Annotated in this window: 24 protein-coding genes and 1 tRNA gene; 5 read left to right on the top strand and 20 right to left on the bottom strand. The window is 37.3% G+C overall.

Annotated elements, in window-relative coordinates; genetic code table 11:
* Positions 1-116: 116 nt before the first annotated feature.
* Together OS139_RS07180 and arfA are read right to left on the bottom strand one after the other, a co-directional pair.
* The gene (locus OS139_RS07180; RefSeq protein WP_002321046.1) at positions 117-1,406 is read right to left on the bottom strand and encodes an ABC transporter substrate-binding protein; all 1,290 of its coding nucleotides are present in this window, start codon (positions 1,404-1,406) and stop codon (positions 117-119) included.
* The gene (arfA, locus tag OS139_RS07175; protein WP_002332179.1) at positions 1,378-2,895 is read right to left on the bottom strand and encodes an arabinosylfuranosidase ArfA; all 1,518 of its coding nucleotides are present in this window, start codon (positions 2,893-2,895) and stop codon (positions 1,378-1,380) included. Before arfA ends, OS139_RS07180 begins: the two co-directional genes overlap by 29 nt.
* 197 nt (positions 2,896-3,092) lie before the next feature.
* Here arfA and OS139_RS07170 point away from each other — a divergent pair, with 197 nt between their 5' ends.
* On the top strand, positions 3,093-3,983 hold the full coding sequence (locus OS139_RS07170; protein ID WP_002332180.1) for an ArsR/SmtB family transcription factor: 891 nt from the start codon (positions 3,093-3,095) through the stop codon (positions 3,981-3,983).
* 73 nt (positions 3,984-4,056) lie between these two features.
* Here the strand turns inward: OS139_RS07170 and nadE are convergent, their stop codons facing one another.
* From nadE to OS139_RS07155, 3 genes are all read right to left on the bottom strand, one after another.
* Positions 4,057-4,881, bottom strand: a complete 825-nt coding sequence (gene nadE, locus OS139_RS07165) for an ammonia-dependent NAD(+) synthetase (RefSeq protein WP_002332181.1) — start codon at positions 4,879-4,881, stop codon at positions 4,057-4,059.
* An 11-nt stretch (positions 4,882-4,892) separates the two neighbouring features.
* The gene (locus OS139_RS07160) at positions 4,893-6,365 is read right to left on the bottom strand and encodes a nicotinate phosphoribosyltransferase (RefSeq protein ID WP_002332182.1); all 1,473 of its coding nucleotides are present in this window, start codon (positions 6,363-6,365) and stop codon (positions 4,893-4,895) included.
* Positions 6,366-7,004: 639 nt separating this feature from the next.
* A complete protein-coding gene (locus OS139_RS07155; protein WP_002297684.1) occupies positions 7,005-7,367 on the bottom strand; it encodes a DUF1827 family protein in 363 nt (120 codons plus the stop codon).
* Between the two features lie 222 nt (positions 7,368-7,589).
* On the opposite strand from OS139_RS07155, the gene OS139_RS07150 reads away from it, so the two are divergent.
* Entirely contained in the window at positions 7,590-8,342 is a 753-nt protein-coding gene (locus tag OS139_RS07150; protein WP_002332183.1) for a MerR family transcriptional regulator, read from the top strand.
* A 139-nt stretch (positions 8,343-8,481) separates the two neighbouring features.
* Here OS139_RS07150 and OS139_RS07145 read toward each other — a convergent pair whose 3' ends face one another.
* The 4 genes from OS139_RS07145 to groES form a co-directional block, all read right to left on the bottom strand.
* Positions 8,482-9,405, bottom strand: coding sequence for a LacI family DNA-binding transcriptional regulator (locus OS139_RS07145; protein ID WP_002297681.1), 924 nt, complete (start codon positions 9,403-9,405; stop codon positions 8,482-8,484).
* A gap of 14 nt (positions 9,406-9,419) precedes the next feature.
* Complete coding sequence (locus OS139_RS07140; protein WP_002332184.1) at positions 9,420-9,692, bottom strand: hypothetical protein; 273 nt, start codon at positions 9,690-9,692, stop codon at positions 9,420-9,422.
* A 484-nt stretch (positions 9,693-10,176) separates the two neighbouring features.
* A complete protein-coding gene (gene groL, locus OS139_RS07135) occupies positions 10,177-11,802 on the bottom strand; it encodes a chaperonin GroEL (protein WP_002290607.1) in 1,626 nt (541 codons plus the stop codon).
* Positions 11,803-11,871: 69 nt separating this feature from the next.
* A complete protein-coding gene (gene groES / locus OS139_RS07130) occupies positions 11,872-12,156 on the bottom strand; it encodes a co-chaperone GroES (RefSeq protein WP_002288862.1) in 285 nt (94 codons plus the stop codon).
* Between the two features lie 224 nt (positions 12,157-12,380).
* On the opposite strand from groES, the gene OS139_RS07125 reads away from it, so the two are divergent.
* Positions 12,381-13,043: a CPBP family intramembrane glutamic endopeptidase gene (locus OS139_RS07125; protein WP_002299792.1), complete on the top strand. Its 663-nt coding sequence runs from the start codon at positions 12,381-12,383 to the stop codon at positions 13,041-13,043.
* A 75-nt stretch (positions 13,044-13,118) separates the two neighbouring features.
* Here OS139_RS07125 and OS139_RS07120 read toward each other — a convergent pair whose 3' ends face one another.
* Entirely contained in the window at positions 13,119-14,411 is a 1,293-nt protein-coding gene (locus tag OS139_RS07120) for a PTS sugar transporter subunit IIC (protein ID WP_002318506.1), read from the bottom strand.
* 169 nt (positions 14,412-14,580) lie between these two features.
* On the opposite strand from OS139_RS07120, the gene OS139_RS07115 reads away from it, so the two are divergent.
* On the top strand, positions 14,581-15,210 hold the full coding sequence (locus OS139_RS07115) for an NAD(P)-dependent oxidoreductase (protein WP_002332185.1): 630 nt from the start codon (positions 14,581-14,583) through the stop codon (positions 15,208-15,210).
* A 102-nt stretch (positions 15,211-15,312) separates the two neighbouring features.
* On the opposite strand, the gene OS139_RS07110 is transcribed toward OS139_RS07115, so the two are convergent.
* The 7 genes from OS139_RS07110 to OS139_RS07080 form a co-directional block, all read right to left on the bottom strand.
* Positions 15,313-16,122: an MBL fold metallo-hydrolase gene (locus OS139_RS07110; RefSeq protein ID WP_002288854.1), complete on the bottom strand. Its 810-nt coding sequence runs from the start codon at positions 16,120-16,122 to the stop codon at positions 15,313-15,315.
* 54 nt (positions 16,123-16,176) lie between these two features.
* A complete protein-coding gene (locus OS139_RS07105; RefSeq protein WP_002288853.1) occupies positions 16,177-17,046 on the bottom strand; it encodes a two-component system regulatory protein YycI in 870 nt (289 codons plus the stop codon).
* Positions 17,047-18,363 carry a YycH family regulatory protein gene (locus OS139_RS07100; protein ID WP_002332186.1) on the bottom strand — a complete coding sequence of 439 codons (1,317 nt, stop codon included), beginning with the start codon at positions 18,361-18,363 and terminating at the stop codon, positions 17,047-17,049.
* On the bottom strand, positions 18,360-20,195 hold the full coding sequence (gene walK, locus OS139_RS07095; RefSeq protein WP_002332187.1) for a cell wall metabolism sensor histidine kinase WalK: 1,836 nt from the start codon (positions 20,193-20,195) through the stop codon (positions 18,360-18,362). Before walK ends, OS139_RS07100 begins: the two co-directional genes overlap by 4 nt.
* A 4-nt stretch (positions 20,196-20,199) precedes the next feature.
* On the bottom strand, positions 20,200-20,904 hold the full coding sequence (gene yycF, locus OS139_RS07090) for a response regulator YycF (protein ID WP_002288850.1): 705 nt from the start codon (positions 20,902-20,904) through the stop codon (positions 20,200-20,202).
* A gap of 189 nt (positions 20,905-21,093) precedes the next feature.
* The gene (locus OS139_RS07085) at positions 21,094-21,954 is read right to left on the bottom strand and encodes a DegV family protein (RefSeq protein ID WP_002307150.1); all 861 of its coding nucleotides are present in this window, start codon (positions 21,952-21,954) and stop codon (positions 21,094-21,096) included.
* A complete protein-coding gene (locus tag OS139_RS07080; protein WP_002322652.1) occupies positions 21,941-22,510 on the bottom strand; it encodes a DUF1836 domain-containing protein in 570 nt (189 codons plus the stop codon). The genes OS139_RS07085 and OS139_RS07080 overlap by 14 nt, the downstream gene beginning before the upstream one ends.
* Before the next feature lie 380 nt (positions 22,511-22,890).
* On the opposite strand from OS139_RS07080, the gene OS139_RS07075 reads away from it, so the two are divergent.
* Positions 22,891-22,963: transfer RNA gene (locus tag OS139_RS07075), tRNA-Lys, on the top strand.
* 496 nt (positions 22,964-23,459) lie between these two features.
* Here OS139_RS07075 and OS139_RS07070 read toward each other — a convergent pair.
* From OS139_RS07070 to sppA, 3 genes are read right to left on the bottom strand one after another with little or no spacing between them, the layout of a single operon-like run.
* Positions 23,460-23,846 (bottom strand): DUF4064 domain-containing protein, encoded by a 387-nt coding sequence (locus OS139_RS07070; protein ID WP_002294609.1) that lies wholly within the window; start codon positions 23,844-23,846, stop codon positions 23,460-23,462.
* Positions 23,843-24,364 carry an RDD family protein gene (locus tag OS139_RS07065; protein ID WP_002294608.1) on the bottom strand — a complete coding sequence of 174 codons (522 nt, stop codon included), beginning with the start codon at positions 24,362-24,364 and terminating at the stop codon, positions 23,843-23,845. The genes OS139_RS07070 and OS139_RS07065 overlap by 4 nt, the downstream gene beginning before the upstream one ends.
* A gap of 1 nt (position 24,365) precedes the next feature.
* On the bottom strand, positions 24,366-25,400 hold the full coding sequence (gene sppA / locus OS139_RS07060) for a signal peptide peptidase SppA (RefSeq protein WP_002332188.1): 1,035 nt from the start codon (positions 25,398-25,400) through the stop codon (positions 24,366-24,368).
* Positions 25,401-25,422: the final 22 nt, after the last annotated feature.

Here is a 25,422-nt window from a genome sequence, read left to right as displayed (position 1 = left end):
AATAAGATATCCGAACAATCGCTGTGATTTTTGCAATAACACCTATCTGCAAATACTAGGTCGATCATTCAGATATCTGTATCTTGCCAACAGTCTATCCTGTATAAAGTTCTGTACTATTTTTGCAGTAATTGATTGATGGCATCATCTGCATCGTTCATGAGTGTCTCAGGATCTTCTCCTGCTAATAATTTTTCAATCAGTGGATTGATGATATCGTTATTGATCGCAGAGATTTGGGTAAAACCTGGTAAATATGGCTCTGCATAGTCCATTTGTTTCGATAATTCAGATACAATAGGATCATTTTTTACTTCTTCATCTTTTGCTACTGAATCCAAGTAGGCAGGAAAACCATTTTCGATACTCCATTTTTTACCAATTTCAGTTGTATTCCAATATTTCAAAAACTCATAGACAGCTTCTTTTTTATTATTATCTGTACTTGCCGGAATGGCATATCCTACGCCATCTAAAATAGCTGTTTTTTTGTCTGAATCACTCCCTTGTGGTAAGGTAGTCACATTATAGTCAATCTCGTTTGCTTTCAATCCGTTATTTAACCATGGCCCATTGATTTCAATGGCTAGTTGACCAGCATTCATTAAATTGTCCATTTCGGCGCCAGAAATCGATTCTGGACCAGTCTTGTCTACATGGATCATTTTTTGGATCGCTTTTAACGTTTTAAGGTTCTCAGGAGACGCAAATTCAGACTTAGTATAATCATCGTTCACTAATTTACCGCCATTTGCTAACATCCAGTTATATAACGGTGCAGTTCCATCCTTATTGAAGACAAAACCTGATACATTTTTACTACTATCAGTTAATTTTGGTGCCATTTCTGTCAATTCTTCCCAAGTAGTAGGTGGTTGTTCAGTATCTAATCCAGCTTGTTTAAACAAATCATTATTCCAATACATATACATTCCTTGTACCTGCATGGGGACAAAATACTGTTTACCTTCTACTTCACCTAATTCAATAGCCGTTTCTTTAAAATCAGATTTATCTACTCCATCATATTCCCAGAAATCGTCTAATGGTTGTACCGCTCCGTTTTCTACATACTGTGCAAAATCTGGATAATTTAATGCAATAAAGTCAGGTGCTTTTTTAGAAGAAATCGCTGTAGGAAGTTTTTCATTCAAATTGGCCCAAGTCATGATATCCATTTCAATTTTGATGTTTTTATCATTTGTTTTATTAAATTCATTAACGATTTCTTGCAATATTTCACCATCAGATGCAGTAAACCCATTCCAAAAAGTCAAAGTCACTTCTTTATCAGAATCAGATTCTGCTGAACTTCCGCCACCGCAAGCTCCTAAAATACCTGTTGCAGCTACCAACAAAGAGCCAATTAACCATTTTTTACCTTTCATTTTTTGTTCCTCCTTCATCTGATAAACGACATCTGACCACATTCCAAGATAGCGGTTTCAATAAACAATTGATTTTCCCATCTTCAGCTTTTACATTTGTTGAATGACTTGGTTTTACTTGTTCACTTTTAGGAAGATTAGTTGCTTTTGTATCAAATCCACTCATTTCAGAAAAATCAATCACTCCCTCTACTGATAATTCAGACAAGTGAACAGTTAGATTCATTTCTTCTTCTCCACGGTTAACTGCAAATATGACAAGTTCTTTGTCATTTATTACGGCTATACTTTCTAAATACGGCACTTCTTCAAAATCTTCCGTCGCATAGTTTGCTGAACGAATTTGTGGGCTTAACACCTCTCCTTGTCCATACACAGCAGCTTGCATAAATGGATAATAGATCGTCTGTCTCCAAGCTTCTCCGTTTGTTTCTGTCCTGATTGGTGCAATAACGTTTACCAATTGAGCAAGACAAGCAATCTTTACTCTATCTGCATGTTTCAATAAAGTGATTAATAGACAGCCTAATAGTAATGCATCTTCAAAATTATAGTTATCTTCTAGTAAAGGAGGAGCAATCTGCCAAGGCGCTGCTTGCTCATCTTGTTCCGCTGAATGATACCAAATATTCCATTCATCAAAGGAGAGGTTGATCTGCTTCTTACTATGTTTCTTCGCCTTGACTGTATCGCACATCGCTGTCACTTCAGAAATGAACCGATCCATGTCTAAGGAACGTGCAAGATAATGAGAAAGATCATTTTTTTGGTTGCCATAATATTGATGAAGAGACAAATAATCTATTTGATCGTACGCTTGATCAAGAACTGTTAACTCCCAATCACCAAATGTAGGCATTTGCCGATTCGAACTTCCGCATAAAACCACCTCAATTGAATCATCTACGAGTTTCATCGCCTTAGCCGTTTCCTCTGCTAACCGTCCATATTCTTCCGCTGTTTTATGTCCAATCTGCCAAGGACCGTCCATTTCATTCCCTAAACACCATGTCTTAATTCCAAAAGGGCTCTCTTGACCATTCGAACGCCTTAAATCACTCCAATAAGTTCCTTTAGGAAAATTACAATATTCGACTAAATTACGAGCTGCATCTACTCCACGAGTACCCAGATTGACAGCCATATTGATTTCGGCCCCCACATGCTGACACCAGTTATAAAATTCATGAATCCCAACTTCATTCGTTTCAATTGTCCGCCAAGCTAAATCCAACCTTCTAGGTCTATTTGCTATGGGCCCAATACTGTCTTCCCAACGAAATCCTGACACAAAATTTCCACCAGGATATCTAATCATGGGAATGTTCAATTCTTTTACCAAGTGAATGACGTCTTGGCGAAATCCCCTTTTATTAGCTGATGGATGATCTGGCTGATAAATCCCTTCATATACTGCTCGTCCCATATGTTCAATAAATGAACTGTACAACCGCGGATCAACTTTGCCTACACGCTTGACACTACTAATCAACATTGTGGCTTCCATAACTGACCTCCTTTAATTTATACATGAATAATACACCTTGTAGAAAGCGCTGTCAATAATATAAATGTTAAACTTACTTATTTTTTATCGATTTTAATTAACCAAAATATTAATAATGATTAAAACAAATAATTTAATATAACTTTTATTAACAAATATGTTAATATATAAGAAAAACCTTTTAAGAGGTGATATATATGCAACTACAAATAAACGAAGAATCCTTACCGGTATATGAAGCATTAGCTAGTAAAACAAGGATCAGGATCATCCAGCTACTTTCCAAAAAGAAGATGAATGTCAAAGATTTGGCAAAAGAACTTGGGGTAAGCAGTGCTATCACAACGATGCACGTGAAAAAGCTAGAGGAAGCAAACATCATCAAAACAGAAAAAGTAGGACAACAAAAAATTTCGAGCCTTCGTGTCGATAAAATCGATATCAGTTTTCCAGAAAAAATATTCAATGCTTTTGATACGAAAGAAACATCGATACCTATTGGTCACTATACAAATTATGCAATTGAACCAACATGCGGTTTAGCTACGATCCATGATTTTATCGGGAAAGTGGATGAACCACGCTATTTTATGGATCCTCGAAGGATGGATGCCCGCATTCTCTGGTTTACCAGCGGATTTGTCGAGTATCAGGCACCTAATTTTTTAAATACAGAGGATACATTGGAGATGTTGGAAGTTTCTGTGGAAATTTCTTCTGAATTTCCTTTTTCAAATGACAATTGGCCTTCAGATATCACTTTCAGCCTAAATGGTGTGGAGCTAGGAACATGGACGAGCCCTGGAGATTTTGCTGATATCCGCGGTAAATATACGCCTGATTGGTATCCAGATAATCTTAATCAATACGGCTTGCTGAAGACGATCCGAATTACCAAACACTTGACGAATATGAATGGAGAACCCTTGTCAAACATCACGATCAACGACATCCCTAAAGAGCAAGACACTTGGCATTTGCGAATCGAAGTGAAAGACGATGCCAAACATGTGGGGGGCTGTACTTTATTGGGTAAAGGATTCGGTAATTACGATCAGGATATCAAATTAAAAGTTTACTACAGCTGATATTTTTCTTTTCTATTTTATAAAACAAAAACAGCCAATCCCTATGAAGGGACGGCTGTTTTTTGCTTTATTGTTATTTCCAGAAATCATCCAAAACGGAAATTGGCAAATGTCGTTTATGTTGTGTCTTGTTCCACCATGCTTCGATTTTTTCTTGTGCTTGAGCGGGAACTTCTTTTCCTTCTAGATAATCATCAATTTCATTATATGTGACACCTAGTGCGACTTCATCTGCAATCATTGGTTTCCCATCTTCAAGATCTGCAGTCGGAATTTTTGTGTATAATTTTTCCGGTGCATTCAATGCTTGAAGCAATTGTTTCCCTTGTCGTTTGTCCAAACGGAATAATGGCAAAATGTCGGCTCCACCATCACCAAATTTCGTGAAGAATCCAGTAATGTTTTCTGCAGCATGATCTGTCCCTAATACGGCTCCTGCTCTTTCTCCAGCTATGGCATATTGCGTAATCATACGTTGACGTGCTTTGATATTTCCTTTGTTAAAATCGCTGATTTCCACACCTGCTTCGCTTAATACTTGTACTTGTGCATCAACAGCTGGTTTGATATTTACTCGCAGACTAACATCGGGCTGGATAAAGTCAAGAGCAGCTTTTGCATCTTCTTCATCTGCTTGTTCACCATAAGGAAGACGAACAGCGATAAATTGATAGTTTTCATCTTTTGTTTCTTCACGCATTTCTTCCATCGTTAGTTGCGCCAAACGGCCTGCTAAAGTAGAATCTTGGCCGCCGCTGATACCTAGTACAAAAGTTTTAAGAAACGGATATTTTTTCAAATATGCTTTCATAAAGTCAATACTTTTGCGTATTTCTTCTTTTGGATCAATTGTTGGTTTGACACCTAATTCATTGATAATTTCTGTCTGCAGGCTCATTTATTCTCCTCCTATGCTTCTGTATGAAGTTCTGCTACGCTTTTTTTCATTCGTTCCATGATAGCCATTTTATGGTTCCAGCATTCAGTAGACAGATCGACTGGGTATTTTTGCGGATTCAAGTCTCGTTTATACTCTTCCCATAGTGAATCTAGATTTTCTTTTGTATATTCTTTGATTTCGTTTAGTGCAGGTAATTCGTAAACTCTTTTTCCTTCGATAAAGATATCTTGTAAAACTGGGCGAGCTGTAAAGTCTCGAACAGTTTTATTGATAAACGTATGCACTGGATGGAACATGAAGATAGCTTCTTCTTCTCGAGGGTCTTCATCCCATAATGTAACGTAGTCTCCTTCAGATTTCCCATCAAAATTTCGAGTGATGCGCCACACTTGTTTTTTCCCTGGAGTAGTTACTTTTTCTGCATTGCTTGATAACTTGATCGTATCCATCATGTTTCCTTTATCATCTTCGATCGATACTAGCTTGAATACTGCACCAAGGGCTGGCTGATCATAGGCTGTGATCAATTTTGTCCCAACACCCCATACATCAATTTTAGCTTTTTGCATCTTTAAATTCAAAATCGTTGCTTCATCCAAGTCATTCGAAGCATAGATTTTTGCTTCCGTAAATCCGGCTGCATCTAATTGTTCCCGAACACGCTTAGATATATAGGCCATATCTCCACTGTCGATGCGTACGCCTTGGAAGTTGATTTTGTCACCTAATTCTTTCGCCACGCGAATCGCACTTGGCACACCTGATTTCAACGTATCATAAGTGTCGACTAAGAACACGCAGTCTTTATGGGTTTTAGCGTAGGCCATAAATGCTTCATAATCATTTCCATAAGATTGGACTAACGAATGAGCATGGGTCCCGCTAGCTGGTATCCCAAATATCTTCCCAGCACGTACATTGCTTGTTGCATCTGCTCCGCCGATATATGCCGCTCTAGTTCCCCAGACTGCTGCATCCAGTTCTTGTGCCCGTCTAGTTCCAAATTCCAATAGTGGATCTTCTCCGATGACAGATTTGATACGAGCTGCTTTTGTCGCGATCAACGTTTGGAAATTGACCATATTCAACAGTGCTGTTTCTACTAATTGGCAGTGCGCTAAAGGCCCTTCCACTTGGATCAATGGTTCATTTGCAAAAACTAGTTCTCCTTCACGAGCAGAACGAACTGTTGCTTTAAATTCAAAATTTTGTAAATACTCCAAAAAACCTTCAGGATAGACTTCTAATCCACGCAAGTAAGCAATATCGGAATCATTGAACGTCAGATTCTCTAAATAATTGACTAACCGTTCCAATCCTGCAAAAACCGCGTATCCGTGGTTAAAAGGCATTTCTCGAAAGTAACATTCAAAAACAGCATGTAAATCAGCTCGACCTAATTCCCAGTATGTCTGCATCATATTGATTTGATATAGATCCGTATGCAGCGTCAAACTGTCGTCTGGGTAAGTATTATTCATCTTGTATTACTCCTCTTGGCAAGTTTTCATTTCCTACCCATTATAACAAAAAAAATTAATAGGAAAAGAAATCTTCCATTTTTTCTGAAAAAGCACATGTTTTACGGATATTTCTTGCTAAAAATGAACTCCATCTGCTAAAACTATCCTTTCTTATTGGTATTTAACCTAAACGAGAAAGAATACTTATTTTATTCAATGTATCCGAGACACGAAGAAATTAGCGTTTTCTATTTTTCTTACTTGATAAAATAAGTAGCTTTTCCTACTACAATCGTAGCCGTTAAGATACCGATGATTGAACGAATATAACCAAATGTCTCTACAACATAATCAATGGCAAAAGTTTTTGAAGCAAATAATACATCTTTCCTTTTTTGCTTCTTATCCCCAAAGAAACGGATATAACTTATTATGTATTGAATTTTTTTGGAAAGGCGAATTATGACAAGATATACCTTGCGTTGAAAAAAACTCGCGGAAAAAATATCACACGTTTTTTTTAAAAAACAAAAGTAAGAAAGCAGCTGTCAATAGAATGGAAACAAAAATGGCGAGACATCAATCAGTCTCGCCTTGTTTTTTATTGTATACGTTAGATATGGAGCAGGTTACCATAAAGATGATTATTAGTCGTTATTAAATAGAAATCTTCGTATTTTTTTGTTCTATCACTACAATATCTTTATTTGGACGTTTGAATTGTATTCCGGCACGTTCTAGCTCCTGTTTCACTCCTACATGGACTTTGACATCTTCTCGTGTCATTTTTAAAACGTGATGAATCGCATAGTCGATTTCTTGCCTTGTGATTTTTTTCTTCGTATTGATCATCACGACTTGCTTTTTATCATATGTGTCTACCAATAGCAGTTGTGTTCGATCTAACGAAAATAATTTGTAATAATTAATAGCCGTATTCCCAAAAAAGAATTCCACTACTTTAGGATAAAATGTCTTAATATTTAAATTACTATTCACAGGTGTTTCGATTAGCTTCATCTCATTCCTCTTTTCTATATAGTCGATTTAGATCCAATCTTAAGTTATGTTACCATCTTTCCTAGCATTAAGGAATCGGTTACAATTGAACCTTTAAAGACAAAAGGATTTACCTTTTATCACTTAATAGTATAACATAATTTCATGAGAAAAAAATACAATTTTTTCTTGACCTTCTCGTTACGTAAAGGATTATGCTTACATTTGTCAGGAGGAAAAATAATGGAGTACACAATAAAGAAAATGTCAGAGATATCAGGAGTCAGTCCGAGAACCTTGCGCTTTTATGATGAGATTGGACTGCTAAAACCAGCTAGGATCAATTCTTCAGGTTATCGGATTTATGGCAAAAAAGAAGTCGATCGTCTGCAACACATCTTATTTTATCGAACAATGGCATTCAAGTTGGATGATATCCAAGAGGTCTTAGACAATCCATCTTTTGACCACCAGAAAGCTTTAATCAAGTATCAGCAAATGTTGCTGGAAAAACGGGCACAAATCGATACCCTCTTGACAACTGTCCAACAGACACTTGATATGTACGAAGGAGGAAGAAAAATGAGTGACAAAGAAAAATTTGAAGGGTTTAAACAACAAAAGTTGAAAGAAAATGAAGAATCCTATGGACAAGAGATTCGACAAAAATACGGAAAAAAAAAGGTTACAGCATCCAATGAAAAATGGATGAATATGGATAAAGAAACGTATGAAGAAATGCAAACTGTTGAAAAGCAGATGTTATTTGATCTCACTCTTTACTTAAAAGAACCAGAAGATGAAAGCTTAGCAGACCGTATCTTCCAAGCTCATAAGAAGTGGTTATCTTACAGCTGGCCTGAATATCAGCCAAAAGCGCATAAAGGACTAGGAATGATGTACGAAGCCGATGAACGGTTCACTGCATATTATGACGAGCGAAGTGGTCATGGTGCAGCAAAAGCTTTAAATGAAATTATCCAAAAAAAGGCGTAATCTTTTACATGATCCAACAAAAAAGTACACGTAAAATGACCTAATAACAAAACAGCAGACACCCAAGTTAGATTTTTATGCTAACTTTTGGTGTCTGCTCCATTCTTTCACAAGTTTTTTCATCCTACTTTAAATATATTCATCGTTGAATAAACGTATAAGGTATTTTCACTTTATCCTTTTTTTCTGTAAGAAACAATTGAAATGCCATTTCTCCACAAGCTTCCAGATGGTGGTCGATGGTTGGGAAACCAAGAAGCTCGCTGATCAGCAAATTATCGCGTCCAATCACCACTGGTGTCTTATCTTGCAGATAGCTTTGCAAGATGCCTGCTGCAACCATATCCGAATTTGTAAAGACACCATCAACTCCAAGCTCTTTAAAAAAGAAGCCTGCTTGTTTTCCTTTCTCTGCATCTATACAATCCCAAAAAACAAGTGATTCATCAAAAGATGGAAAAAGTCGATGACATAGCTGCAAAGTGATTTTTGAGTTATAACTTAGCCTGCCACTTCGCCCCAACGTGATGCCCAATTGCTTTATACCTTGCTGCTTCAAATAAGTAAGACCTTCTGTAATTGATTGTTCTCGATCAATAAAGACACAACTTGCCTGTTTTCCCTTGATTTCTTCACAAAAAACTAGAGGTCCATATTTTTGATATGCCAATAAATCATCTAATGTATTGGCACGAGACGTAATGATCAATCCATCGAAAGCTTTAGCTGCAAATTCTTCAAGATACCTTCGCTCTTTTTCTTTCTGATAGCCCGTCGGTAAAAGTGTCACTTTGTAATCATAATCAAACGCTGCTTCAATGATCCCACTGATCAACTGATCAAAATACGGATGATTGGTATAAGGCAGAATCACTCCAATGCTTTTCGTTTTTCCATAACTTAACTGTCTGGCATTTGCATTAGGGATATAATCGACTTCTTTCATGACCGCAAGTATTTCTTTCCTTTTTTCCTCATCTACATATGGATGTCCATTGATTACACGTGAAATAGTAGAAACTGAATAACCTGTGAGCTTTGCGATATCTCGAATGTTTGCCACTGCTGCTTCGCCACCTATACAAAAAGATTTTCTTGTAAATAGTCTACCACAGCTGGACCGCATTCAAAAAACTGATACATTTTTCCTTCATGCGAAAAACTAATCCGCTGCCCGCCCCAATATATATCTTTTGACAAAGTTTCGATTTCATTCATTGGTATTTCTTTTACTATATTCCTATTCAACCCTTGAAAACTGTACAACGTTAATACGGATCCCTTGAACTCGACAAACGCATAAAAATAATTGTTCGTTGTGCCATCTGTTATCTCTACATAAGTATTCATTGCAAGCCCTCCTTTTGATACTTTGAGTATAGTGTATGAAACGCGTCTCATAGCAAGGAGTTTGTTTTGCCAAAGAAAAGTTTTATTCCTCTTTCATTATTACCAAAGTCTCTTATTTTAAATTGAATACATTATAATGATACTGTAAATATATCTTTATTATTAGTGAATGGATATTTAGTTTTAATAGATAAAATAAATAACTATAAAATATTATAACTATTAAAAATAACTATTTTCATTATAATTACACACAAAAAAGAGCGTGGGGCAAAAGTAAAGAACACTTTTGTCTCACGCTCTAAACACGTATAAACGGCGGAAGCAGAAGCAACTCCTTCGGAAATAAGCTGAAATTCACAAAAATTTGAAAAGCAATTTTCGTGAATTTCTTCTTATTTCTTGGAGTTAAACGCTTCTGTTCCAGCCTCTTTTTATCTGTCTTTCACTAATGATCAGTTGTAGATAAGCAAGTTGCTTTTTCTTACATCATACCGCCCATCATTGATGGATCCATTGCAGGAGCTGCTGGCGCTGCTGGTTCTGGTTTATCTGCAACGACTGCTTCTGTCGTTAATAACAAGGCAGAAACGGAAGCGGCATTTTGCAAGGCAGAACGTGTTACTTTAGTTGGGTCTACGATACCTGCTTCAACCATGTTTACCCATTCTCCAGTAGCAGCATTGAAACCAGTGCCTAGTTCCACGTTCTTCAATTTATCAACAATCACTGATCCTTCATAACCAGCGTTTTCAGCGATTTGACGAATTGGTTCTTCTAAAGCACGAACAACGATCTTGATACCTGTTGCCACGTCTCCTTCTGCTTCTACAGCAGAAACTTTGCTGATAACGTTCACTAGAGCTGTACCACCACCTGAGACCATTCCTTCTTCTACTGCGGCACGTGTAGCATTCAATGCATCTTCAATGCGTAATTTTAATTCTTTCAATTCTGTTTCAGTAGCTGCACCAACTTTAACAACAGCTACACCACCTGCTAATTTAGCTAAGCGTTCTTGTAATTTTTCGCGGTCAAAATCAGAAGTTGTTTCAGCAATTTGGTTTTTGATCAATTGCACACGAGCTTCGATTGCTTCTTTTTCTCCAGAACCTTCTACGATCGTTGTATTGTCTTTATCTACAACAACTTTAGAAGCATTTCCTAAGTTTTCGATTGTTGCATCTTTCAATTCTAAACCTAGATCGTCAGTAATTACTGTACCACCTGTCAAAATAGCGATATCTTCAAGCATTGCTTTACGACGATCGCCGAAACCAGGAGCTTTTACAGCTACTACGTTGAATGTTCCACGGATTTTGTTCAATACAAGAGTTGGCAATGCTTCACCATCTACATCGTCAGCAATAATCAACAATGGACGTGATTGTTGCAAGATTTGTTCTAACAATGGCAGAATATCTTGGATGTTAGAGATTTTTTTGTCTGTGATCAAGATATATGGGTTTTCTAGAACAGCTTCCATTTTGTCGTTATCTGTTACCATATATTGTGATAAGTAACCACGATCAAACTGCATACCTTCTACAACATCTAGTTCTGTTTCGATCCCTTTTGATTCTTCGATTGTGATGACTCCGTCGTTTCCAACTTTTTCCATTGCATCAGCAATCAAATGTCCAACTTTATCAGAACCCGAAGAAACAGCTGCTACTTGTGCAATGGCTTCTTTTGAATCAACAACAGTTGAGATATTATGCAATTCTTCGACTGCTGCTTTTGTTGCCAATTCGATCCCGCGACGAATGCCTAGAGGATTAGCACCTGCAGTTACGTTTTTTAAACCTTCGCGAACGATTGCTTGTGTCAGAACAGTTGCTGTCGTTGTACCGTCTCCTGCAATATCATTTGTTTTTGATGCTACTTCTGATACAAGTTTTGCACCCATGTTTTCAAAATGATCTTCTAATTCGATTTCTTTTGCGATCGTCACACCATCATTTGTGATCAATGGAGAGCCGTAAGATTTTTCTAGTACGACATTTCGGCCTTTAGGTCCTAATGTTACTTTCACTGTATCTGCTAATTTATCTACCCCGCGTAACATAGCTGCGCGTGCGTCTTCTGCAAATTTCAATTCTTTTGCCATGATTGATTCACCTCATTGATTATTTTTGATTATTTTTGATTATTTTTGATTATTTTTTATCTTCAAAATTTACTCAACAATCGCCATGATATCTTTTCCTGCGACGATCAGATATTCTTTTCCTTCGTATTTTACTTCTGTACCGGCGTATTTTTCGAACATAACTTGGTCGCCTGCTTTTACAGCGGCAGGAACTTTTTCACCGTTTTCTAACAAACGGCCTTCACCGACTGCAACAACTGTCCCAGTTTGGGGTTTCTCTTTAGCAGCAGAAGCTAAAACGATTCCTCCGACAGTTTTTTCTTCTTCTTTTGCGACTTCGATAATGACGCGATCACCTAATGGTTTTAACACGATAAATCCCTCCGATAACTCTTTTTTTAATCTGTTAGCACTCTTAACCTTCGAGTGCTAACCTACATTTTTAATAATACTCATTCTCCCTCTTTTTTGCAAGCTTTTAAATCAAAGAAAAGAAATTTTATTCTGACAGCTGCTTATTGAAATTATGATATAATTGAAATCAATCGATATAAGCTTGCCTTGCATGCTTGTTATCCCTTAAAAGGAGGAATTACATGTCTTTAAAAAAATATAGCTTCCTCAGCATTTTTTGCTATGGTTTAATTTTTATCTCACCCTTGATCCTAGCTTCGATAGGACTTGTAAAATCTACGTCTGAATTGATCACAGCAACTGCAGTCATGTATATACTAGGCGCCGTTGTCCTAGCTATTTTTTATTTTAAGCAACGTGAACCCTTAGCGATCGAATCAGCGGTAAAAAAAGCTTCTGCTCCAAAGATTGTTATTTATGGATTGGTTGGAATCTTTGTCGCATTGATTCTGCAAAGCATCGCTGTCATGTTAGAATCTGTATTGTTTGGCGAAGCAACCCCTTCCGAGAATACACAAAATATCATCCAGATGATCATGGAAGCACCCGCTTTTATTTTGGCGACAACTGTTGCTGGACCCATCATGGAAGAGTTCGTATTCCGCCGCAGTATACTGGGGATCATCAGTCGATATTCAAATTTTTGGGTCGGAGCAGTGATCAGCTCTTTGCTGTTTGCGTTTGCTCATAATGATGGTCATCTGCTAATCTACTTTTTCCTAGGTTTCTTCTTCAGCCTAGAGTACAAAGCAACTGGTCGGATCTGGACATCGATGATCACACACGTAGGAATGAACACATTAGTTGTTCTTGTTCAATTAGCTGTCCAAAAAGGGCTAGTATAAACATGACTATAAATACTCCTGTCATCCTAGATTGGTGATTTTCCCAATTTAAAGCGACAGGAGTATTTTTGTTTTTTAGTCGTTCATCTTTTCTGCTGCTCCATCATTTTTTGTCTGTCTTTCCTTTTTGCAGTTTGCAGAATCTATTTTTTTCAAAAATGGGAAATAAATGAAAAAACTAATTGACAACACGATACCTTGTAAAATCGCTGCAGGCACTCCGCCTACTAAAAAACCCGAGAGGATCGGCGGTGTTGTCCAAGGGACTTGGACTGCTGTAAATAAAGGAACGAATCCAAAATATAAAGCGGAATAGGTAATCAATCCTGAAACGACCGGTGCGAAAATAAAAGGAACAGCCATCATCGGGTTCATCACGATCGGTGTGGAAAAAATAATCGATTCATTGATGTTGAAAAAGGCTGGTAAAAGAGCAATATTTCCTAATTCTCTGTATTTCTTCGATTTCGCAAAAACCGTCATAAAAAATACAGCCCCTAACGTCAACCCAGCACCCGTAACCGTCATGAACTGATCGAGAAATTGCTGAGTAACGATATGTCCGCCATTTGCCACCGTCAACTCTTGTCCTGAGGCTAAGATTTCTGCATTTGCTAATGAATTCGCTTGCAAGATGGGACTAACCAACCCATTGACCATCGCAGATCCATGAAGACCAAATAACCATAAAAACGGAACAAAAAAACCTAATAAAAGCACACCAAACAACGTGTCTATGAACGATTGAATGGGAAGCTGGACATATGTCCATATTCCTTGAACAACAGTCATTCTGAACAACTGTTGAAAAACCGCTGAACCGATAAGCGTAAAAGTGACTATAACAATGATTGGAATCAATGAAGTAAAAGACTGCCAAACATTTTCAGGTATCTTCTCTCTTTGCTTCCACCCTTTCGCAAGTCTTACTAAACGTGCATAGCCCCATCCGATGATGAGCCCAGTTGTAACTGCTCCTAGTATCCCTTCAGCACCTGTCCAGACAGTATCTATCTGAGTATTTAGTGGCTGAATAAGCAGTAGATAAGCAGATAAGGCTGTTATGCCGACTGGTAAGCGATCGATATCTTCTTCTTTTGCATAAGCGTATGCAATGGCAAAAACGATCCAAAAGGCTATCACATCAAATGTAGCCTGGTATACTTGTGTAAAATACATAGAAAATCCTGCTTTGTCTATCCACTGAGCGATGTAATCCACAGGAAAATGAGCAAATAAGAAAAACAGCGAGCCAACAATAATTATTGGGATCGTGTAAGTCATTCCATTACGCAAAGCAGTTAAGGGTCTAAGATTCACAACAGATGTTATCATTGGTAAAAAGGCACGATCTAACCACTCTTTCATTTCTTATCTCCTTCAACTTCTATTTTTATCAATCAGTTTTCTTAATTTAACTATACCCAATGATCACGAACCATGAAAGGAATGCGCACTGAGCTTTTCAAAAATCGGATTCTTTGACGAATATTCAGCAACTGCTTACAATGGACAGGAATAAAAAAGGAGGTTTTTTATGAAAATTGCACTCATTGGAGCTACTGGTCATGCAGGTTCATTTATTTTAGACGAAGCATTGTCCAGAGATTTAGACGTGACGGCAATCGTGCGTCATCCAGAAAAATTGCCATCAGATGTTCCGTTTATACAAAAGGATTTATTTGAGTTGACAACTACTGATCTTGCATCTTTTGATGTTGTCGTTGATGCTTTCAACGCTCCCAAAGGAAAAGAAGAAATGCATCAAACTTCTTTGTCCCATTTGATTGAGATGCTTGAAGGAACCGATACACGCTTAATTGTCGTTGGGGGTGCCTCTTCGTTATTCTTAGATACAGAAAAGACGACTCGTATGATTGACCAAGTACCTAAAAATGCACCCTTCTATCCAACAGCTTTCAATATGTACGAAGGATTGTTAAAATTGAAACAATCTAAAAATCTACATTGGACTTATATCAGTCCAGCTTCTTTATTTGATCCACATGGCAAACGTACAGGTACTTATTTGTTAAGTGATGATTATTTACAAAGAAACGCTGCTGGCGACAGTACGATCAGCATGGCAGATTACGCGATTGTATTAGTAGATGAGATACTGGATGAGAAACATGAAAAGCAGCACATCAGTGTAGTCAGTCGATAATACGGTTTTTTTTTTAATATGCTAAAAAAATAAAAATAGAAGATAAAACCAACCCTGATTGATTTTATCTTCTGCTTTTTATATTTTTATTGATTGAACTGTTTAAATCGAAAATAGCTCAGTTGCTTCATCTGGATCTGTATCATAGATTTCAAAATCATGTCCAACGCCAAAATCTTTTTCTTTCAAAACATTTTCCATTGTTAAATGAGCAAGTTCTTTCATATTGTTTTCCTTGCTAAGATGGCCAAGATAGATTCGTTTGGTCCGATTACCGATCACATCAGTCATGACAAGTGCACCGTCTTCGTTGGAAAGATGTCCTCTATCTCCTAAAATACGCTGTTTTAAATTCCACGGATAAGGTCCCATGCGTAACATCTCAAGATCATGATTACTTTCCATCAAATAACCATCGGCATTTTCAATGACACCTCGCATATAATCACTGCAATATCCGGTGTCCGTCAACATGACGAATGACCGATTTTCTTTATGGAAACGATAAAATTGCGGAGCCGCTGCGTCATGGGAGACGCCGAAACTCTCAATATCGATATCGCCGAATGTTCTGACTTTCCCCATCTCAAATAGATGTTTTTGTTCCACTGGTACATTTCCAATCAGTGGTTCCATCGCTTCCCAAGTCTGCTGATTGGCAAAAACATCCAAATGATACTTACGAGCCAAGACACCCACGCCATGTATATGATCTCGATGTTCATGCGTCACAAGTATTCCATCTAATTGGTCCGGTGTCCGATCAATTTGAGCCATCAAGGAAGTGATTTTTTTACCGCTAAGTCCTGCATCGACCAAAAGCCGTTTTTTTTCACTTTCGATATAAAGTGAATTACCCGAACTTCCACTTGCTAGGATACTGATTTTAAAAGCTGGTTTTTCTTCAGCCATTTGACTCCTACTTCCCTTCTTACTTTGTAAACTTTTTTCATTATACTCGCTTTTTTATTGATCTTCCACTTTTGGTACAGTATTGTTTGTCACGATCGTATTGCTGAAAGCGTTGACGCTCTCGATTTGGACCACTTTATCGCTTGTTTCGATCGCTACATGCCAAACAGGAACATACACATTTTTTTCCCGGACTTTCAGAATACAGGAATAAGCTAGCTGACGCCATAAAATTTTTGATCCTCTTGGTATTTTGTTATTGATGTACAATGTATTGATTGCTTCCTCTTCCGTATACAGTTCCGTCTTTTCGCGCAGCTGCTCGATATCAGATAAATGCGTCTGCATGTATTTCGTGATGCTATAATCATTATCGTTTTTTTCTAAAGAAAGAACGATTTTTGCTGTATCATCATTGAATGGGATGCCTTCATACTCTTGGCTTGCTTGGATTTCTAGTGGTTCTTCTTCTAAATGAGAAAAGTTTTTCGTGTACACATAATCATTACCGAATAAAATATTGTCTTTGTTAGATAAAAAATCTTCCAAGGAACTACTAATTTTATCTGGATCGATCACGTTCTTTTCAGCATCTGAACTGGATAAAGATTTCGTCAAAACATCACCGTCTAAAAACACACCACTTGCCAGCAAGCCGCTTTTACCAGCCTTGCGATAATTCGCTAATGAAGTGCTAAGATTGGTCTGCTCCGCGCTAAGATAATAGCCTTGCTTGTTCTCAGACGAAATCTTCCCCGTGTAAGTGATATCGTCGCTAGCCAGACGTTGTTGGATTGATTCAGTCTGATTAGAGCGAATGACATTGTTTTCTTGGTATACCGCGTCATGATAACTGCTGAATAAAAACACATTCAACCCTAAAAAAGCGACGAAAAATATCCACTCGATTTTTTTGAAATCCAATTAATTCGCCTCCAATCCAGGTAATTTTTCCAGAAGGTCGTTAGCTGAATACCAGTTATCTTTATATTTCACATACCATTCAGGTAAGAGATCAACGACACGATTCGTTTCTTTGACATTTTGCCATGTATATCCAACGATCACTGAAACAATCTTGTTACTATCTGCTCCCTTAGCTTTTAACTGCTGGATGATTTCATTCGTACTTGCAAGTTCTACTTCTTCGTCTGAAGGTATCGGCACTTGAATCGTATTCAAACTGGTTTGGATATTCACTTGCACAGAACCATTCGTTTCACCGCCAACTTCCACACCAATCTGTCCTCTGCTGTCTGTCCCAAAAACCGGGAAGCCTTCCACGAATATCCGATAATCGATCGTATTGTCACTGCGGTCAAAATATCTGAGGTTCCCTAAAGAACTGCCTAATTTGCTGATATAGGGGAAACTTTCAGAAAATACACTAGCATTTTCTTTTTTCTCTGGCAGCTCTCCACGAAAATCAACTACTTGCGTTTCCGAATGGATAGACATTGTTTCATTCCCACCGTAAAAAATCAATTCATTGCTTTCATCATTATTCTTCACGCTATCTGGTTTCTGGAAAAAAGCATTTCTAAAAAGTGTATAGGGTTGCTGTGACAGGATATAACTATACTTTTTCAGTTTGATCGAATGTTTCGTAGCATATTGCGTGTCGATCGTCGATGGTTCTGTTGTCATTTCTGTCCATTTTGTGTCTTTTGCTGTTAATTCTTTATTGATATCTGTCCAATTCAACGAAATATTCGCTTCATATACGAGATGGTTCGAATAATTCAAAAATCGGATTTTTTTATTTCCTTGATCGAATTGTATTCTAGTAAAATACATATTTTCGCTTTCTTTTGCCAAGTTCGACACATCTAAATCTAAATCAAATGCTTCCTTGTATTCTCTTAGCAAAAAAGGCGCATTATAGGCCAACTCAAAACCAGAGTTCAGATTTTTCACTTGTTCAAACTGTGGTTTGTCTCCTGAAACTACTTCAGAAAGCTTTCCAAATCTTGCTTTATCGATGATCAATTGCAATCGGTACACGAGATTTTCACTATTGGTTTCTTGGATCGTTCCCGAATGGTGCCATGTAACATGAAGCGGAAGAAAGACTTCGGAAGTTTTTCGATTGCTTTGAGACTCGATCATTTGAGTGTTTGTCTCATCTACGTTGATTGAACTTTTTCCTGCTGGGCTCAGCCAGATTGCATAAGAGAAGTATATGCTTAACGCAACCATCAAAATGAGTCCTATACGAACGACTTTTTCAGAGATTCTCATTCCCACCATTCCTCCTCATAAGGTTCATATGGCAGCGAGATATAAAAAGTCGACCCTTTTCCTTCCTTGCTCTCTGCCCAAATAGCGCCTCGATGCGCCTTAATCACTTCTCTAGAAATAGCTAATCCAAGTCCTGTCCCACCTTGTGCTCTTGCACGTGCTTTATCTACTCGATAGAACCGCTCGAACACTCGGTTCAGATCTTTTTTAGGAATCCCCAATCCTTGATCGGTGATACTTAAAATCACGTTATTATGCGTTTCTAATAAGCGACAAGTAATCGTTCCCCCATCTGGTGAATACTTGATCGCGTTATTCATGATATTATCGACTACTTGGATGATTTTATCTGTATCTACTTCGACCCAAAGATCTCTTTGCGTAAATTCACGACGGATCTTATAATTTTTTTCCTGATTTCCCACCATCATATCAAACCGGTCAAGAACAAAATTCACTAACTCGTTGAAATTGACATATTCTAATTGAAGCTGGGTATTACCTGTATCCATGCGAGATAGATTTAAGAGATCATTGATCATTCGAATCATTCGGTCTGTTTCATCTAGCGTTACCTTCAAAAAATTTGGTGCTACTTCCTCGTCTTTCCACGCACCTTCGCTCAATGCTTCGATATAACTACGCATACTTGTCAACGGTGTACGAAGTTCATGGGAAACATTAGAGACGAATTCACGACGTTCCCGTTCTGTTTTTTCTTGTTCTGTCACATCATGCAAGACAGCTACTAATCCGCTGATAAAACCTGATTCGCGACGGATCATAGAAAAGTCTACTCGCAAGATCATCTGATCACTTTCCAATGTACTGGTTGAACGGTCAAGTACCATTTCGTTTGGATCTTCTAATAATTTCCGCAACGTATATTCTTCTTCGATATCTAAAAGTGTCAAAATCGATTGTCCGATTGCTTCCTCGTTTTTGATATCTAGCAAGGAAACAGCCATATCATTGATCGTAATGACTTTACCCCTGCGATCTGTCGCAATGACGCCGTCTGTCATATGGGATAGCACGCTATCCAAACGATTGCGTTCAGCTTCCATTGTATCTTGAGCTTCTTCAATACGTTCAGCTAACTGATTGAAGGTATCAGCCAGCTGTCCAAGTTCATCTTGTCCATGCACTTTGACTTTCCGACTGTAGTCTCCTCTAGCGATTCGAATGGCTTGTTCTCTCATTTCACCGATCGGCTGTGTAATCGAACGAGCAACTAAAACAGATACGATCATTGAAATAAATGCCGCAATTAGTGAGGCAGTAAAGAAAATGACTGCTGTGTTATTGATTTCCGAATATTTTTGTTCGATATTACTTTTGACGTAAAGAGCCCCGATAACGGCATCGCCGGTCGGGGACAGGATCGGTTGAACATTGATATTCACCCGTTTATCGTCGTTATCTAAAGCAACATAACGTTTAGTCGTGAAATCATTGATATCAACATAATCATTTTTCTTTCCCACAGCGCTTTGTTCATTGACGTCGGTTGTTCCTCGGATGATCCCTTTTTCGTCAATGACCCGTATTTCGATGATATCGCTAGTCGCACTGTTTTCAATAAATCTTTTGATATTCGCATTTACCTCTTCATCATCTACATTATCTTTTCGATTCAATTCCGGGCTGATTGTTGTTGCTAATGATTCCACCGTTTGATTCATATCTTTAATAAATGTATTGATCGTGGAACGTTCTAAACCACGTATAAAGTAGGCACCAATAATTTCGATCGAGATCAATAAAATCAGAATAAAGGTAATAGCGATCTTAAAATTGACTGATCGAAAAAAGCGGACTTTTCTTTTCATCCAATTACTCCTGTTCTGGGTTACGCAAATAGTAACCGACACCACGACGTGTCACTAAATAATTTGGATGGCTTGGATTATCTTCGATCTTTTCACGCAAACGACGTACAGTTACATCCACTGTTCGTACATCTCCAAAATAATCATAACCCCAAACCGTTTGTAATAAATGTTCTCTTGTCATCACTTGTCCAAGGTGCTTCGCCAAGTAAAAGAGTAGTTCGAATTCACGATGTGTTAACTCGATTGTTTCTCCTCGTTTCGTCACCATGTAAGCTTCTGGATGGATCGTCAAATCACCAATCGTCAATTCCGCAGGTGCTGCCTCTTCTGGTTCCTTCGCAGCCGTGGCACCGCGACGAAGATTTGCTTTGACACGTGCAACTAATTCTCGGTTGGAAAATGGCTTGGTCACGTAATCATCGGCGCCTAACTCTAAGCCTAGGACTTTATCAATTTCAGAATCTTTGGCTGTTACCATAATGATCGGCATATCATAAGTTTTGCGTACCTCACGAGCAACTTCTAAGCCGTCCATTTTAGGTAGCATCAAATCAAGTAAAATCAAATCAGGTTCTACCTCAGCAACTTTTTCCAAGGCTTCTTCCCCATCATATGCAGTATAAACATCATAGCCTTCTTTGGCTAAATTGAATTTGACGATATCCGAAATCGGCTTCTCATCATCGACAACTAAAACTTTTTTCATAAAGAGCCACCTCTTATATATTATTGTCATACCTTCTCATTATACCGTATTTCTGCTTTTGTTTCATCTTTGCCTATAAAACAAAAGAGAAAATTAAAATGAAAGTGCAAAATACTATATTATTTTTTGTTCTAACTTCAATAAAAAAGGAAAACACTGATTTTCACCTCAGTGTTTCCTTTTTTTGATTTATCCTTCTAAAACTTGTATACCGACACCCAATAATCCCGGACCAGTGTGGACTACTAATGCCGGAGAAATCTGGCCAAAGTAGATTTGGTTTGCTTGTGGGAACTCTCTTTTAAGTCTCGCTTCCATTTCAATTGCTTCTTCTTTCGCATCCCCATGGGCAACAGCTAAGTTGAAGACCTTTGCATTACCGATTTTTTCTTTGACGTAAGCAACCGTTTTATCCAAACTTTTTTTACGTCCCCTAGCTTTTCCTACTGTGTAATAAATCCCTTCTTCATTACATGAGATGATTGGGTTAAGTTTTAAAGCGGTTCCTACAATAGAAGAAACTAAACCGATCCGTCCACCTTTTTGAAGATATTCCAATGTCGCAACATTAAAGAAAACTTTTGTTCTTTCGACTAACTCATTCAGATTACTGATCAGTTGATCCCATTCTACTCCTTCTTCCAGCCATTTTGCTGCTTGGATCGCAGAAAAACCTGCACCAATACCAATATTTTTCGTATCTAGTACATATGCTTCCAATTCTTCTTGCTGTTGTGCAATTAAACGAACCACATTATATGTCCCGCTCAATCCACTGGAAATTGTTACCGCAAGTACCTTTTCATAACCGTCTTTTTTGATTTGCTCAAAGATTTCTGTGATCGACTCACCATCCGGCAAAGATGTACCAGGGATTTCCTCTGGCAAACGTTGATAGATCTCTTCAGGGGTAATGTCAATTTTATCTGTATATACCTGATCTTTATAAATAATTTTCAATGGGATCATATACATCTCGTATTTTTTTATCAATTCTTCTGGCACATCCGTACCTGAATCTACTAAAATTGCGATTTTATTGTTTTTCATTTGTTTTCTCCTCTTTTAAATATTCGGTTTCTAGAACAATCGTTTTTTCCGCAAGAAGTTTCATTGCAAACGATAAAGTTGCCGCTCTTACAGCAATATATTCTACAGGGGTTGCCTGGTCGAATTTTTGCGGATGAGATTTACCTTGTGCTAATTGGCTGACCATCCACACAGCTGCTTCTTGTTCATCGCAAAATAGATTATAGGCTTCACGAATTCCTACTGTTTTTCCTTGGAACAATATCCCTTCTTTGATTTCAGGAATAGTCAATACTTGTTTCAACGTAGTGATTGCAAGTAAAAATGCTACGTGTTCTTTGTTATATCTTTTTTTAACTGGTGCTGGTATCAAACCTAGTTTAACGTAATTGTTTACCATAGAAGAGGTAAGCAATGGATGCTTTTCTCCTTGTATCACAGGTGAAAGATAACGATCAACTAACGTTCTGACTTGGTCCATATAAAGTTCTAAGTCAGGGAGTTCTTCCCAGTGAGGCAGACGGAATGTTTCTAGTTCCTTCCCCCACTCCATTAATTGCTGACGCATTTTTTCCATCATAACCGCTCCTTTTTTCATTTCATAAACATGATATCAGACTTATGATAAACATTCAATCTAGTTTCTTTAACTAGGTGATTTAATTAGCGGGATTTCATGAAAACAAAAAACAAGAAGGCTAAGCCTTCTTGTCTTTTATCGTTAAGAACAGGAGACCCGCCGGGGAGACGGCGGGAAAGGAGTAAAAAATGAAAAAAGTGTTAGGGTTTGTTCTCTTGCAAGAACTTTGTTTGTTGGTATGCTTATATAATAGCGAGCAAATGTGAATAATCTATGAATGATTTCCTATAAGGAAGTAAAGATTTTTCTGATTTTCTTTAAATGTAGTCTTGCATTTTAAAATTCTTAGTGCTACTATTATTAAGTACTTTTTGTACGGGCCGTTAGCTCAGTTGGTAGAGCAGCTGACTCTTAATCAGCGGGTCGCGGGTTCGAGCCCCTCACGGCCCATTGGGTGCCAAACCCACGGAACAGGTAAATGTTGGTGCGAAAGCATTTCGAAAACATTTACGCTGTTCTTTTTTTATTTTTCAAAATAACTAGGGCTCTTTATTTTTAACTCAAAGTCCACTGTAGCCTTTTGGACTTTGAGTTAAAAAAGAAGCATAATTATGAACAGTAAAGTTTCTAATATAACAATAATTCGAGAAGCTTTGCAAAATCATGCTGCCAATGAACTCTCTAAACATATAGGATTAAATCTAAGTACTATAAAAGGTTAAAAAGTGGAGAAAATTTAATAGAAAAACTAAATTTACTTGCTGCTTTCCCCTTTTCCATTAATACAACAATCAGAGAGTGTCTTTTTTTCGAAAAAATTAGAATAAATAAAAGACACGTAGTTTTTTTATCTACATGTCTTCCATCGACTACAAGTTATCATTTCTCAAAACGTATTTAGCTTTTAATTGATTAATTCGTTTCACGTTGTCTACACATTGCCTAATTAAGACTTTCTTATTAGAAGCATCAATCCCGCAATAATACCTAAAACTCCAGGAATTACCCACAATAATGTTAAAAGAAAAAATGGAATAATAGATAAAATGAGTAAACTAATACCATAGACCACTGTTTTTTGATTTTTTCTTACTAAAAAACCTATTATGAAAATCATTATCGAAAAAACTAGGGTAATTCCTCCAAATAAAACAACATTCCCGCTTAGATTGACTAACATATCTATATCCTTACTGGTTAGTTCTGTAGTATTTAAAGTAGTTGAATCAATAGAAGATAGAAACATACCACCCATCAATGCTAAAAGACTACATAAAATCCCTGTTATTCCACTAATTAAAATCAAAATAAACTCTGTTTTTCTCTTATTCATTTAATTCTCTCCAGATTAAGTGTTTTAGAATTAGAAATTTTTTGACCATAGTTAATAGCTTCTAATGAACGAATAACAACCACTGACGTGTTAGAAAAATAATCCCCAATATGTTGTTTCTTGGGTGTGAAAGCAGCCACCAAATACCCAATTTGAAATACAAAATTTTTTAATATAAACCTACATATACACTCACGAATAAAGATAGTTTGCCAACTTAGCTCTTTTTCCTCAAAGCTCACTACTCTTATCCCAAAAATCATTTTCCCAATTGTTTGTCCTGAATTCAGCTTAGTCAAAAGTACAAAATAGGTTAAATAAATAGCTAATGACGCTATACCATAAAAAGTAATAATGGATTTGTCAGATTCCAGTCCCATGATTTTGTAAAAGAGACCTATAGTAGCATGGGTGATGATGCTAATACAAATTAAATCAATAAGAAAAGCAAAAAATCGTAACCAAAATCCCGCAAATACATAATTAGGCAAAGTTTCAATGCCACTCTTCTTATTCATTTTATAGCCCTCCATAGTAATACATTGGTTTTGGAGTATCAGAAAATCCAAGTTTTTCAAAAACTGAAATTACACGATCTGATGTAGTTGCCTTTAGCCCTTGCCATTCAGCAATCTTATTACCTAACCAAGAAGAAGCAAAGCCAGTTGTGTCATTTTTATATTCTATAACCGTCGCATCAGTTAATTTCTTCTCTTTTTTTAGGGAATCTAATGCATCTTCAGAGTAACCAATTTGATCCACCAACCCATTTTCTACTGCTTGGTTACCATCATAAATTCTTCCATCCGCAAGTTCTTTCACTGCATTAGTATCCATATTTCTTCCTTTTGCTACAACATTGACAAAACGATCATAAGCACTCATCACAAATTCCTGTATAACTTTATTCTCTTCCTCTGAAGGTTTGTGTTGAGGTGACATCATATCTTTTAATGCACCATTTTTATACGTCGCATCAGTTACGCCAAGTTTTTCTAATAAGCCAGAATAATTTAAACCAGAAATAATGACACCAATTGATCCAGTTGTTGTTTCTTCCGTAGCAAATATTTTATCTGATCCAGCAGAAATGTAGTAACCTCCACTTGCCGCTGTATTTTTAAATGCAGTATAGATAGGAATATCTAGCTTTTTAATTTTTGCCATTTCTTTAGCAATCTCAGCACTTTCATATATTCCTCCCCCAGGTGAATTTACTTCTAATAACACTCCCTTAACCGCTTTGTCTTCTTGAATTTTCTTTAGCTGTGTTAAAAAATTCTGATGGTTATATTGTTCCCTACTAAAAAGATTGCTTTCACCTGTATCTGCAATAACTCCATTGACGGATAGTTTGACAATCTTTTTATTTGATGCGCCTTCTTCTAACGTTTCTTCTGTGATTTCGTTAGATCCGTAAAAAATCTTATTTATTCCTGTTAGGGTTGTATTTGATGCTTCCTCTTTATCTTTTCCTGGAATTAGCGCGACGATAATGGATAGTAACAATAATCCGCACGCTACTCCCACAGCAATCCATCTTCTTTTATTCATATAAACTCCTCCTATATTCTTA

It is taken from the genome of Enterococcus sp. E4-223 (assembly GCF_035727065.1).
Lineage (GTDB): Bacteria > Bacillota > Bacilli > Lactobacillales > Enterococcaceae > Enterococcus_B > Enterococcus_B faecium.
The sequence above is the reverse complement of the archived record's forward strand: the minus strand, read 5'-3'. Positions and strand labels throughout refer to the sequence as shown.